The 12,424-nt window shown below is 44.8% G+C and carries 14 protein-coding genes; 2 read left to right on the top strand and 12 right to left on the bottom strand.

Annotated elements, in window-relative coordinates:
• Positions 1 to 136 precede the first annotated feature (136 nt).
• Positions 137 to 508: an ArsR/SmtB family transcription factor gene (locus MHH93_RS24465; RefSeq protein ID WP_036614212.1), complete on the top strand. Its 372-nt coding sequence runs from the start codon at positions 137 to 139 to the stop codon at positions 506 to 508.
• A 153-nt stretch (positions 509 to 661) separates the two neighbouring features.
• Here MHH93_RS24465 and MHH93_RS24460 read toward each other — a convergent pair whose 3' ends face one another.
• From MHH93_RS24460 to MHH93_RS24410, 11 genes are all read right to left on the bottom strand, one after another.
• Positions 662 to 1,822: an AI-2E family transporter gene (locus MHH93_RS24460; protein ID WP_500056137.1), complete on the bottom strand. Its 1,161-nt coding sequence runs from the start codon at positions 1,820 to 1,822 to the stop codon at positions 662 to 664.
• Positions 1,823 to 2,140: 318 nt separating this feature from the next.
• Positions 2,141 to 3,175, bottom strand: a complete 1,035-nt coding sequence (locus tag MHH93_RS24455) for an LLM class flavin-dependent oxidoreductase (protein WP_500056136.1) — start codon at positions 3,173 to 3,175, stop codon at positions 2,141 to 2,143.
• Positions 3,176 to 3,334: 159 nt separating this feature from the next.
• Entirely contained in the window at positions 3,335 to 3,646 is a 312-nt protein-coding gene (locus MHH93_RS24450; protein ID WP_036668255.1) for an ArsR/SmtB family transcription factor, read from the bottom strand.
• Between the two features lie 115 nt (positions 3,647 to 3,761).
• On the bottom strand, positions 3,762 to 4,343 hold the full coding sequence (locus MHH93_RS24445) for an NAD(P)H-dependent oxidoreductase (RefSeq protein WP_310342921.1): 582 nt from the start codon (positions 4,341 to 4,343) through the stop codon (positions 3,762 to 3,764).
• Between the two features lie 166 nt (positions 4,344 to 4,509).
• Positions 4,510 to 4,932 carry a MarR family winged helix-turn-helix transcriptional regulator gene (locus MHH93_RS24440; RefSeq protein ID WP_091018819.1) on the bottom strand — a complete coding sequence of 141 codons (423 nt, stop codon included), beginning with the start codon at positions 4,930 to 4,932 and terminating at the stop codon, positions 4,510 to 4,512.
• A 182-nt stretch (positions 4,933 to 5,114) separates the two neighbouring features.
• Positions 5,115 to 5,792, bottom strand: a complete 678-nt coding sequence (locus MHH93_RS24435; protein ID WP_500056135.1) for an NAD(P)H-dependent oxidoreductase — start codon at positions 5,790 to 5,792, stop codon at positions 5,115 to 5,117.
• 236 nt (positions 5,793 to 6,028) lie between these two features.
• Positions 6,029 to 6,670: a dimethylsulfonioproprionate lyase family protein gene (locus MHH93_RS24430; RefSeq protein ID WP_500056134.1), complete on the bottom strand. Its 642-nt coding sequence runs from the start codon at positions 6,668 to 6,670 to the stop codon at positions 6,029 to 6,031.
• 79 nt (positions 6,671 to 6,749) lie between these two features.
• Entirely contained in the window at positions 6,750 to 7,208 is a 459-nt protein-coding gene (locus tag MHH93_RS24425) for a 2-thiouracil desulfurase family protein (protein ID WP_500056133.1), read from the bottom strand.
• Positions 7,209 to 7,267: 59 nt separating this feature from the next.
• A complete protein-coding gene (locus MHH93_RS24420) occupies positions 7,268 to 8,548 on the bottom strand; it encodes a hypothetical protein (protein ID WP_500056132.1) in 1,281 nt (426 codons plus the stop codon).
• A complete protein-coding gene (locus tag MHH93_RS24415) occupies positions 8,545 to 9,123 on the bottom strand; it encodes an RNA polymerase sigma factor (protein WP_500056131.1) in 579 nt (192 codons plus the stop codon). Before MHH93_RS24415 ends, MHH93_RS24420 begins: the two co-directional genes overlap by 4 nt.
• 231 nt (positions 9,124 to 9,354) lie before the next feature.
• On the bottom strand, positions 9,355 to 10,089 hold the full coding sequence (locus MHH93_RS24410) for a class I SAM-dependent methyltransferase (protein WP_500056130.1): 735 nt from the start codon (positions 10,087 to 10,089) through the stop codon (positions 9,355 to 9,357).
• A 162-nt stretch (positions 10,090 to 10,251) separates the two neighbouring features.
• Here MHH93_RS24410 and MHH93_RS24405 point away from each other — a divergent pair, with 162 nt between their 5' ends.
• Entirely contained in the window at positions 10,252 to 11,607 is a 1,356-nt protein-coding gene (locus MHH93_RS24405) for an MATE family efflux transporter (protein ID WP_500056129.1), read from the top strand.
• 155 nt (positions 11,608 to 11,762) lie between these two features.
• Here the strand turns inward: MHH93_RS24405 and MHH93_RS24400 are convergent, their stop codons facing one another.
• Entirely contained in the window at positions 11,763 to 12,116 is a 354-nt protein-coding gene (locus tag MHH93_RS24400) for a FlxA-like family protein (RefSeq protein WP_500056128.1), read from the bottom strand.
• Positions 12,117 to 12,424: the final 308 nt, after the last annotated feature.

The following is a 12,424-nucleotide window of genomic DNA, read 5'->3' as shown; positions in this document are numbered from 1 at the left end:
TATATGCACGCCCAAACATGAGTGTCAACAATCGTTGTTGATTTTTTATACAGACTATGCTAATAGTAATTATTTCGCTTTAGACCGTTTTTGGATATAATAGAACTATAGTTGTTAACATAGGCGGTGATAGGAAATGGAACAACCGGTTAAAGCACCAAGCGAATGTGATGCAGCCTGCTCAGGTACTGAAGCGGACGTGCAGACCATTCGCACTTCACTCATAGATCGGGAGACCTCTTCCGAGATGGCAGATTGGTTCAAGGCATTCAGCGATCCAACACGTCTACGTATTATTGATGCGCTGTTACAGAAGGAATTATGTGTGCATGACCTGACGGTTCTGCTCGACATGGGACAGTCGGCCATTTCACACCAGCTGCGTTCACTCCGCAACATGCGGATCGTCAAGCGGCGCAAGGAAGGCAAGACCGTCTACTACTCTCTTGATGATGCTCATATTGAGCAGATTTTCCTGCAAACGCTCCAGCATATTAAACACAGCTAGGCATCCGCCAAGCTTGTTCATGCAGAAGAACCCCCGCCTGACGGCTATATGCCGATGGGCGGGGGTTCTTCTTGGTAAGGGTACCGTTTTGTACAGGATAACAAAGTGACTATTCCTTCTGATTATCAATCCATTAGAAGCTTGCCGCTTCGGTTATAACAGATTGTTCTTGTTCGGATCGTACAGGCCGGATCTGTCCTTGAACCAATTGAAGATATGCGATACACATACTTTCAGCACCGCGTATCCTGGAACAGCGAGCAGAATGCCTACGACTCCGAACAGATTACCCGAAGTCAGGATGACAAAGATAATCGTGATGGGATGAATCTTCAGCGTTTTGCCCATGATCTGTGGTGAGATGAATTTACCTTCGATTAACTGCACGATTGTCCATACGGCAACCATCTTCAGCAGCATCACCGGCGAAGTGACGAGTGCCACGATTAACGCAGGTGTAATCGCAATTGCAGGTCCCAAGTACGGAACAACACTCGTGAATGATGCGATAATGGCAAGAATCAGCGCATAATCCAGACCAATGACCATATATCCGATGTAGAGCAGAATACCGATGCAGAAGCTGACGATAATCTGTCCACGGATGAATGAACTGATCTGGTGATTGATGTCTTCCAGCACATGCATTGCACCCGTACGACTCTTGATTGGCAGGAAAGACAGAATTTTCGCCGGCAGCTTCTTGCCGTCTTTCAGCAGATAGAACAGGATGAACGGAACCGTTACGATAGACAACACGGTCTCCGTGAAAGCGCCGAGGAATCCGCCCAATTTGGTCCAGGTCGAGTTCAGAATTTCAGTAGCCTTCTGGGAGATTGTTCCCCACCAGTCCTGCGAATTCAGATTCACCGTTTCCTGGAACTGACTGAACAGTTGGCTACCCGTGAGTTCTTCAAACTGCTGTTTTACCGTCTCGCTGTATGTTGGGAAATTTTCGATCAGCCCCATAATCTGGTTCCGTACAACCGGAATGACTGCCAGCACTACGACGGTCAGAATGCCTCCAATCGCAAGATACAGGATCAGAATGGACCAGCCGCGCTTAATTTTCCACTTCTCCATCACATCCACAATCGGATTCAGCAGATAATAGAGTATGCCTGACAGAATAATAGGTAACACAATGGTTTTGATGAGTACTGCGAGCGGATGAAGAACAAAGGATACTTTGGTGAGAACCATGACGTTCAGTCCCACCAACAACAGAATCAGCAAAAATAGGACAAACTTGTTGTTCAGAAAAAATCGCTTGAACCGCTCCGGCCAAACGCGGGGTTGCTCAGGTTGCTCCATAGGCGTGTCGTCCTCTCTTATGTATCCTTAATTTAGAAATCAAACTGTAAATCTAGCTAAACTCCCCTTACTCACGAATAAAAAAAGTACCTTGTACAAGCCAACATATGTATAACACTTTGGATTTATACGTATGGTGCTGTTTAACCGTTTCAAATTAAACCGGTAAAGTCATTTTACCCCATAATGAGTCTTCTGCCCCATATGAATCATTTGAAAATTTTCCCTACTCAAAAACGGTCCGCCTCACTGGGAGACGAACCGTCAATTTGGATCTATAGCTTACTGTTAAGCCAGCTTTTATGCTAAAAATTAAGATTAAGCTTTGCCCGCCAACTGTGCAATTAACTCATACGAATGTAGACGTGCCTTATGGTCATAGATCATTGACGTAATAATCAGCTCATTTGCCTGCGTCTGCCGAATAAAGGATTCCAACTGTCCACGTACGGTTTCTGGTGAACCGTTAACAGCCGCCTTCAGCGTCTGCTCCACACCAGCTTTCTCACGGTCCGTCCACTTGCCTTCCATCTCTGCTGGAGGCTGTACCAATCCCGTTGTGCCGCGAATAATGTTCAGAAACTGCTGTTGCATCGTTGTACCCAACCATGCTGCTTCCTCGTCTGTATCCGCAACAACAGCATTAACCCCAACAATCACATGTGGTTCCTTCAAGCTGTCAGATGGTTGGAAGTTGTTTCGATACGTCTCCAGTGCAATCCGGGTGTAATCGGGAGAGAAGTGGCTGGCAAAAGCAAATGGCAATCCCAGCTGACCTGCCAGACGTGCACTGAAATCACTGGACCCGAGCAGATAGATTGGAATATTCAATCCTTCTCCGGGAACTGCACGAACAGGTGCATGATATGATGTCGCTGAAGCATCAAAGTATGCTCTAAGCTCTGCCAGAAGTTCAGGGAAATCTTCCCCACTATTCAGATCTTTGCGTAGTGCCAGCGATGTACGGCGGTCACTACCAGGTGCACGACCCAATCCCAGGTCGATTCTGCCAGGATACAGGGACTCCAATGTACCGAACTGCTCTGCAATAACTAGCGGTGCGTGGTTAGGCAGCATGATGCCTCCTGAACCCAGACGAATCGTGTTGGTTCCACCAGCCAGATATCCAATAACGACCGAAGTTGCGGAAGAAGCAATACCTGGCATGTTGTGATGTTCTGCTACCCAGTAACGGTGATATCCCCAACGCTCAGCATGCTGTGCCAGATCCAGACTGTTGCGCAAAGCATCAGCTGGTGTTGCACCTACAACGACTGGAGCCAGATCCAGGATGGAAAGCTTAACGTCATGAATATGTTCTTTATGGGATGAAGCTGTATTTTCTATGGTCATTATCGTTTAATCTCCTCGATGATTATATTTTTGTATATCCAGATATATAGATTAATTAAATCGCAACTGGATAGGATGATGTGATACTGAACTAGCCGTTTACATCCGGACGGAATCCCTGCCTGCATGTGCATCCTAGCTTCCGTTCCGGCATCCGGCTTATAACTCGTTCTGCACGTACTCGGCAAACTGACGGATCGTCTCTTCGTTCCGCCGATAATACGTCCATTGTCCTCTTCGCTCGGAGAGCAGTAGCCCTGCCTTGAGCATGGTCAGCAGGTAACTGGATATAACCGACTGAGCCAGTCCAGCCTTCACTTGAATCGTGCCAACACAGATTCCATTCTTGCCACCATCCGGATGCTGAGACAGTTCCAGCGGTGGGAAGTGTTGCTCCGGGTTTTTGAGCCACAACAGGATTTGTCTACGTGTCTCGTTCGATAATGCCTTGAATATAAGTATAGGTTCCATGGGTACGATTATACCCCCTTTCAGGCATTTTGCAAACACATGAAACAAACAAACCGACTCATGATCGAGTCGGTCTGGTATCATATGGAATCCCTATAGGGAACCAACATCTATATCAGAATTTGGTCGTTACCGTTTGTTTAACCTGATCCAACATGGCTTGATATGCGGGTGCATCCAGGTATCCAATGCTACCGAAGAGCAGATGATCTACGGCTTCAATACCTACAAAATCGAAGATACCTACGTCTGAAGTTATTTTCAATCCAGCAGTCATGCCAATCTGGTCATAAATTTCACTTGGTGTACCATGTGTGTTGATGATGAGTCCTTTTTTGCCTGTCAGCAATTTCTCGATTCCCGCTTCACCTGCTGCATATGCAAAACCATAGGCGAATACACGGTCAACATAACCTTTCATAATGGCAGGAAGACCTGTCCACCAGATCGGATAGATGAATGTAATAGCTTCTGCATCTGTAACGAACTGTTGCTCTGTCGCGATATCCTGTGGTGTCTGTCCTGCACGCATGGAAGCTGTGTCAGCTTCAGTCAGTACGGGTTGGAATCCAAGCTTATACAAGTCACGAACAACCACTTCATGGCCTTGGGCTTCTAGAGCTTCTACAGCAGTATTGAGAATTGCGTTATTCAAGCTGTCTGTGTGTGGGTGAGCATATACGATAAGATGTTTCATAGTGTGAATCCCTCCAGGTTTGGTTTGAGTTAGGTTGCGATAATGGGGTTACATTGATACGCCTCGCATACATAGACATCTATGTATATGGACAAAAAAATATTTGGTCTCCTCTGCCTCCATCCCAGTCAGATCTGGAAGGGTTGCAGACAGAAGAGTTCATTCATTATAACTTTCGGACAATAATGGACAACAAGCTTTCCAATTGCTCCGACTGTTCATCGGACAGGCCACTATAGATGATGTCATTAATCTGCTCTGATACCTGATGGAAGATCGGTTCGAGCCGCTTCCCCTGCTCAGTAAGGCGAATCATCGTCACCCGGCTATCTTCGGCACTCTTGCTGCGTTCAACATAACCGAGCTTCTCCAGCTTGTTGACCAGTACAGTAACCGTTGGTTGCGTGCGTTGAACACGTTCTGCCAACATCTTGATCGACAGCGTCTCTTCCCGGTACAAGAACATTAATACATCCCCATGAGAAGGTACAATGCCTGTTACTTCATGCTGTTCCAATTCGTGAACAATCCGTTTGTTAACATGGTCCCTGATTCTTGCAATCAGTGCAATTGCGTTGTATTTTGGCATGACCTCATTATACATAGATGTCTATGTATTTTCAAGTTCTTTTTTAAAAAGAAAAACAGCCCTTTCCATCCTTCTCACATGTGGAAAAAACCGGGCTGTTTTGATCCTGCCTTGATCCTGTTCTATGATGTTAAATCTTAGATCATCATTTTTGAATTCATGTTGGATTCATACTGTGAAATTCAGTTAATCCATTGCGTGATTTTCTCAACCGATTGTCGGGACTTCTCACGCGTGGGCTCTTCTACCCGATAACCAAAGGCTGCCATCACAGAGACGTCCCATGCGCCATTCTCCAGTAAGCCCTCTTCTTCCAACAGCCCGTGGACAGCCTCACGGCTGAAACCTTCAATTGGGCAGGAATCAATCTCGATCTGAGCTGCCGCCGTCATCATGTTACCAAGTGCAATATACGTCTGTTTTGATGCCCAGTCGAATAATGATCTTGGATTGTCCAGAATTCTTTGGTTATTTTGGAATTTTCCATAAGCCTCACTTGTTAACTTAAATACTTCATCCGGCATTCCCTTTGTTTCCTTCAGCATGTACTCTGCATAGGGAGAATTATAACTGGCATCGGACCGGGCCAAAATAACAACAAAATGGCTTGCTGTAGCCAATTGCTTTTGGGCGCCGGAAGAAACATCGGAGAGACGCTTACGCAGGTCCGGATTTTGTACAATCAGAAACTTCCACGGTTCAAGACCAATGGAACTTGGAGATAATCTGCCTGTTTCCAATATAAATTGGAAATCCTCATCTGAGATTTTGCGGGTATCATCAAATACCTTTGTTGCATGCCGGAAATGATAAGCCTTCAAGATGTCTTCCTTTTTCTTTGCGTGTGTTGTATCTTCCATGGATCTCCACGTCCTTCTCTTTATATTTTTTATGTTGAACAATAATGTTTAAGCGATTTCATCTCAAGTATTAGTTTAGGATCTATGCGTATAAATTAAAAGTACGCACATTATTGTTTCTTAGTTTATAAAAGTAAGTATTGTAATCCGACCACGAAAATAGCCGCATTGGGTATCACCTCTGCGACTATCCATGAATGATATCGAACACTAATTACTTGCAAAGAGTATCCTCTTTAGTTTAACTTTTCTTGATCCATTATGAATTTTGATGACGTTATAAGGTCGCCTCGCCAGATGTAGAGGGCCAAGACTGGTTCTACCTTCGATTCAGTTGTATGGATGACCCCACTTGGATGCAGAATAACAGACCCAGGTTCTCTTGGTAAGGGTTCTTCGCTACCTTTGATCCACATTCCTGTACCACCAAGGGGAATGTATAATTCATTTGCAGGATGCACATGTGCTGGGTAATACGTTTTTGGAGCTAACAAAGTAAGGCCCATAAGCAATTGGTCCGCCGTTCCCAGATCCTCCGGTCCTATAAATTGCGCAAAAGATACCTGTGATTCTAGGTTGGGATACAGAGGATGTGGTGGATAACCGAAGGTCCAGTCAAGGAACGGGACCAAGGGGCGGATCGCTGCAATCAGGCTTGATTCGGCGCCTGTGTCACCAAGGTTCAAAGCAGCATCCAGATATTTGGTGACAGTGGATTCTGATGGGCTAGGGAGTTTTCCAGAACTCGGCACCTTAGGCCACACTTGCAAAATCCTGCTTATCTCGTCGATTATGTCGGAATCACTAGTGTCACAACATTCGAGACGTCTATATAATTGGTTTAAGAATGTGTCGATCAGCCTGTTCAATTGTTCCATGGTATTATTCAACCTCCAACACACAACAAATTCTATTTTTTTCTGCGATAAACTAGTGAAGTTATACTAAATTTCGCCCTTACAGTAGTTCCATAAATTCATTTTCAGAAATGACGGTATATCCTTCTTGTCTCAGCAATGCTGAAGTAACACCTTCTCCAGTTACCTTGTGATTGACAAAATTCCCATCATAGATCATCTGTGTGCCACAAGACGGACTGAACTCCTTTAATACTACACACGACACATTCAATTTTCGCGCCCATTCCAATGTCTCATAGGCTCCCTTGATATACAGCTCTGTGACATCCTTGCCACTTTTCTCAATCACTTTTGCAGTGCCTGCCAGTACGTCATTGCCCGTGCCACCGATAATTTCAGCTGGCTCACGTGGAGTGGAAAATCCGCCAAGCAGCTCCGGACACACCATCTTAGCCTGCTCCTGCTCTACAAGCCCCTGAATCTTCTCATCCAAGCTCGCTGTTCCATTGTAACGGCAAGCTACACCGGCCAGACATGAACTCACCAAATATTTCATCGTTATCTCCCTATGCTCATTCCATCTATGGAGTACATTGTACCATGTAAGATCAAGTCCTATAACTCGCCTCTGGTGATCATCTTAATACGTCCATCTTCCCTGTATTCAACCTGAAAAACATCTGTGCTCGATTCCAGTTCAAATGTGACGACCCCCAATTGCTCAGCATTTCTATGAAGCTTATAGGCGTCAAAATCAATATTAAATATCTTTTTTACGACTGGTCCCACTTTTTCTCTAAGAAGAGACTCATCGATATTATATAATTTCTCATGATAAGCCTCCATCTCTTCGATGTTACTTATTTCTTGTTGCTCATAATGATTAGCATCCCCGACGGTATAACCCAAACCCTTTTTTCCTTCAGTCATCTGCACAAAGTAGTTATTCTCAAAACCAAAAAAAACCGTATCCTTTCCAAGCTCATCATCTTTGCTCCGACTTGCTCTTACCAGATCAAGATTGGCCTTACCAGACAACGCCTCTATCGCTTTTTTGGCATCCTCCAGCGCCGTCTGAGATATTTGATCAGGTCTCAATTCCCCTGTGATCGATATAGCCTCGTCCTGCTGCCATACAATCTCTCCATAGCCAGTCTCATTCTCTAACGCTAATGTAGTATACGATACTGGCTCCGACTCCCCTTGCTTCATACTCACATAACGTTGAACGGATACAGGTTTAAGCGTTGGAGTGCTGCCTATACTTTGTAAAAGCGATGAAACCTGGCGCAGATAGCGATGCTCCAACTCGCTCGCTTGCATCTCAGCTCTCATCTGTACTTCACGCAGATTGCCCGTAGTCGCATCGAGCCATATCTGCGCATACTCCTTCTCACTTTCATTTCCAGCCTCTACATATATTCTGCCGGATACAGGCAAGTCTTGCACTTTCGTAATCTTCAACTGTTTACCCAGATCGTCTCGCATCGTAGTCGCAACATTTCTTTTCATTTTATCGGTTAGCAGATTCGTGTTCAAACCATCGGATAACTGTAACGCTGCTGTCGGATAGACCTGCTCGATCACGGGTTTCACCAGCTGTCCATCATCCCAGATCCATAGGAACAATCCAGCAGCAATAACCAACGCACCCGTGCCGGCAACAAGAGGCCCTTTTCTAGGGCGTCGCTTGTGTGAAGCATTTTTCACTTGCGGTCTAAACGGCCTGGACAACCTGGACCTGCTCTCTGACTTATCTCCTTTGCTTCCCTCTTCCAACTTCTTCATCCACTCCAACTCTTGAAGCACCTTTCGCTTGTGATCCTCTGTAAAAGGAGACGACGCAAACGGTTCCTTCCGGATCTCCTTCTCCCATTGCTCATCCTTGTGTCTCATTTGCTTCGCTCCTCCCATTGTTTTCGTACCTTATTCTTACCTCGGGATAGTCTGGATTTGACTGTGCCTGAGCTGATTTTTAACATCTCAGCAATCTCACTCGTCGTAAGCTCGTATTTCAGATTCAGCAAAAGAATCTCCCGGAACTTCTTTGGCAACGCCAGAACAATATCCCAGATTTCATGGATATGCTCCTTACGCATCACTTCCATCTCGGCCGAAGGATGTGCAGACTGCTCTGCAATCATGACTCTCTGGCTCGAACCCCCACGCTCTGTCTCAATGGGTAACGTCTCTCCCCACAGACTACTACGAAAAAATCTGGATTTTCGATATGTAAAAGTGGTGTTTCTAGTAATCGTCAACAGCCAGGTTTTCAATGAGCACTCTCCGCGATAATGTGTGATCCCAGAGTAAGCCCGAATAAACACTTCTTGTGACAAGTCATCTGCCTGCTCGGCACTTTTGGTCAGAAAATAAGCGTAATTCCACACGTCATTTCCGTAGTCATCCATCATGCTGCTAAGTGTGTAATTGTCTATAGTCTGGGCCTGTGCCAGAAATTCATAATCCAACTGTTGTTCACCTCACTTAATATGACTGAATCTATTGTCGTTTGGTTCCCTCTTTTGGACATTATTTCTTATTATTGTAGCAAATCAAAAAAAAAGCATGTTCAATATCACTGAACACACTGATTCATTCAAGTTAGCTTAGTTAGAAATCTCTATCAGAAAGCTTTTAGGCGAACGCTCCACTTCCACAGTTTCTTTCTGCCCTCTAGTCTAACGTATTATTTTTCATCGTTATACTTTAACCGAAGCAATCATCAGAAACATCGGTCTCCGATTCTCGTCTCGCATGCCAGGAACCTGTTCAATCATCTCCGGGGATGGTTTGGATTCAGCCACCTTTTGAATGGCAAACCCGGCCTTAATGAGTTCATTCATATGTGTTGCCAGTGTGCGATGATATTTGACCACATCCTGATTCAGAAAGTTCGCCACACGCCTGCCTTCATCGTGGTAATCATCCACGGGCCAGTGAAGAATCTCACCTTCGGGTCCGTAATGCCAATCCTGCGCCGCACGAGCGGTGAAGATGGGATGTTCAGAGGAAAGGACAAACGTGCCACCTTGAACAAGACAGTCATTGATTTTGGCATACACCGTGTCTAACCGTTCAATATAATGCAAAGCAAGTGAACTGATCACAATGTCGAATTGTCCCGGTGCAAAATCAATATCTTCAATCGCCAGCTGCTTATACTGGATCTGTGGATCGTCCGTCATCTCACGAGCACGTTGGAGCATATTCTCAGACAAATCTACACCGATCACTGAACTCGCTTGTTGCTCCCGCGCATACCGGCAGTGCCAGCCAAAACCACATCCCAAATCCAGCACACCCTTGTCCTTCAAATCAGGCAAAAGAGTCTGCAGTTCATGCCACTCCCCCGCTGCATCCAGCCCTTGAACGGAACGAGCCATCTTACTATAGTTATTAAAAAACTCAGCTTCATCGTATTTATTTTGTTTCATCAAGAGATTCCCCCCGCCACTTAAATATCCCCCTACACTAACACATAAACGATATTTATACATAAAAGTTGCCAAGCGAATTCATGGCGTGTTATCATACAGAACGAACGTTCAGTATTATTATATACAGAATGAACATTCAGTTTACTAACGGAGGTCATTATGAATACGAATTGGACGCATCCATTGGAAGGGCAATCTGTAGGTAAAGCTTTTATTAGCTACCTTGTGCCTTCCGTATTGGGGATGCTGGTAGTTGCTTTTAATTTTATTATCGATGGTATTATGGTTGGACACAAACTGGGTTCTACCGCGATGGCCGGGATCGGCATTGCCTCACCTGTTTACACGCTTTTTGTTGCCATGTCGCTGTGGATTGGTATGGGCGGGGCAACGTTGTACTCCAACGCTATGGGTAGAAAAGATATCACATCAGCCAAACAAATTTTCACCAAATCTATTATGCTCATTATGCTAGTTACGATAGCCATTGGATATACTGCATTTACATTCAAAGACCAGCTGGTATACTCCCTCGGTGCCAACGCCGAGACCTTCCCGTTTGCTTCGGACTATATGAATATCATGTTGTTGTTCGGATTTGTTTTCACCATTGAGAATGCTCTTTCTGTTTTTGTACGAAACGATGGGAATCCCAACACGTCCATGTACGCTCAGATTACGTTTGCTGTGGCCAATATCGTCATTAATTATGTAACATTGTATGTACTCGAATGGGGTGTACGCGGTGTGGCCATCGGTACTATCGTATCGGCTTCTCTTGCGCTGCTTGTCCTGTTCACTCACTTTTTCAAAAAAACAATTAATCTCACGTTCACCCGGTTCAAATGGAATAACAAACTGCTGGCTTCCCTTCTACTCATTGGTTTCCCCAGCTTTCTGGCTGAACTTGGCATGTCGGTCTTCTCTGTCTCCCATAACATCTCGATGGACCGTATTGCGGGCACGGATGGCGTAGCATCCTTTACCGTGTTGAACTATATTCATGGTGTTGTATTGTTGGCTTTCCTGGGTCTGGCATCCGCTGCCCAACCATTGATTAGCTATTATCACGGTGCCAATCAGATTAAACGGGTACAACAAACGATACGTTTAGCCACCAAAACGGCTCTCGCATGTGGTCTGTTATTACTGGTTGTTGTTCAGATCGGTGCACCTTATTTCGTGCAAATCTTTGGAAACTTCAGTAGTGGCGTAACGGATAATGCCGTTTACGGATTACGTATATTTACATTTGCCTATGTATTTATGGGTGTTAACTTTGTCATGAGCACCTATTTCCAATCTGTAGGTAATGCCAAAATGGCTATCTGGATCACAGCTGCGCGTGAAATGATCATCATGATTGCGTTGATTGCAGTCCTGCCTTCATTCTTTGGTGTCACGGGGGTGTGGCTTGCCGTACCGCTGTCCGAAATGCTGGTTCTCGCTACCATAGGCCTGTACTATAGAAAACGATCCCTTACGGATCGAATCAACGCGTTGCAGCCTGAATAACATTTACAGATCATATAACGCTAAAAGATAGTAATTAAATGGAAGGTAGATAGAATGCAGATAGATCTCATAATAATCTAATAAAAAAATATACAAAGCCCTGCACGATCAATATAGATCGGTCAGGGCTTTGTTTTATCCTAAATCAGATGTCATTAGATGCGTATATCAAATCGGCCATTACTATCTGTTGTTGCGTTCGCAATCTCCTTAGGAGTAGCTACGCCCATTCCATTGGATGGTGGTTGGGAAGGTGGTGCCTCCTTCGTAGCAGTTGTACCGGCTCCTTCAGAGCTTTGCTGTGCAATCTGTGCCTCAATCTGCTTGATCTGCTGTTCAAGCTGTTTGGTCTTCGTTTCCTTTGTCTTCTCATCGTCCTTACTGGATTGTACTTTCTCCAGTTGAGCCTCCAGCTTCGTCTTTTGTTTTTCCAAGCTACTTGCATTGTCCGAATTCGAAGATGTCGATATGTATGATGTTGTGGAACTGGCTGTAGAAGATATATTCATTATGGTCTTCCTCCTCTTTACTTGGCTTCACTATACCCTATCCCACTGAAACGTACGTTAAATTCAACTGAAAGGTTGCTGAACGAGCTAAGAATCAGAAGTTGATCATGCAGAAGTATGTGTAACAGCATTAAACCGGAGTTTAATTATTAATACTGAGTGTCTTCATATAAGTGAAATAGGATGCTGTCTTATCTATATAGTTAGTTGTTTTCCGCTGTAAAATGGTAACACAAAAAGACACACTCGATATCATCAAGTGTGTCCTTATATTGCTTGGCGGCGTCCTACTCTCCCAGGACCCTGCG

The organism is Priestia sp. FSL H7-0729 (assembly GCF_038005685.1).
Lineage (GTDB): Bacteria > Bacillota > Bacilli > Paenibacillales > Paenibacillaceae > Paenibacillus.
This window is presented reverse-complemented; position numbering and strand designations above follow the sequence as displayed.

Coding starts and splice junctions, on each gene's coding strand:
- MHH93_RS24465 (WP_036614212.1), top strand. CDS start 137: ATGGAACAACCGGTTAAAGCACCAAGCGAATGTGATGCAGCCTGCTCA.
- MHH93_RS24460 (WP_500056137.1), bottom strand. CDS start 1,822: ATGGAGCAACCTGAGCAACCCCGCGTTTGGCCGGAGCGGTTCAAGCGA.
- MHH93_RS24455 (WP_500056136.1), bottom strand. CDS start 3,175: ATGACCATAGAAAATACAGCTTCATCCCATAAAGAACATATTCATGAC.
- MHH93_RS24450 (WP_036668255.1), bottom strand. CDS start 3,646: ATGGAACCTATACTTATATTCAAGGCATTATCGAACGAGACACGTAGA.
- MHH93_RS24445 (WP_310342921.1), bottom strand. CDS start 4,343: ATGAAACATCTTATCGTATATGCTCACCCACACACAGACAGCTTGAAT.
- MHH93_RS24440 (WP_091018819.1), bottom strand. CDS start 4,932: ATGCCAAAATACAACGCAATTGCACTGATTGCAAGAATCAGGGACCAT.
- MHH93_RS24435 (WP_500056135.1), bottom strand. CDS start 5,792: ATGGAAGATACAACACACGCAAAGAAAAAGGAAGACATCTTGAAGGCT.
- MHH93_RS24430 (WP_500056134.1), bottom strand. CDS start 6,670: ATGGAACAATTGAACAGGCTGATCGACACATTCTTAAACCAATTATAT.
- MHH93_RS24425 (WP_500056133.1), bottom strand. CDS start 7,208: ATGAAATATTTGGTGAGTTCATGTCTGGCCGGTGTAGCTTGCCGTTAC.
- MHH93_RS24420 (WP_500056132.1), bottom strand. CDS start 8,548: ATGAGACACAAGGATGAGCAATGGGAGAAGGAGATCCGGAAGGAACCG.
- MHH93_RS24410 (WP_500056130.1), bottom strand. CDS start 10,089: ATGAAACAAAATAAATACGATGAAGCTGAGTTTTTTAATAACTATAGT.
- MHH93_RS24405 (WP_500056129.1), top strand. CDS start 10,252: ATGAATACGAATTGGACGCATCCATTGGAAGGGCAATCTGTAGGTAAA.
- MHH93_RS24400 (WP_500056128.1), bottom strand. CDS start 12,116: ATGAATATATCTTCTACAGCCAGTTCCACAACATCATACATATCGACA.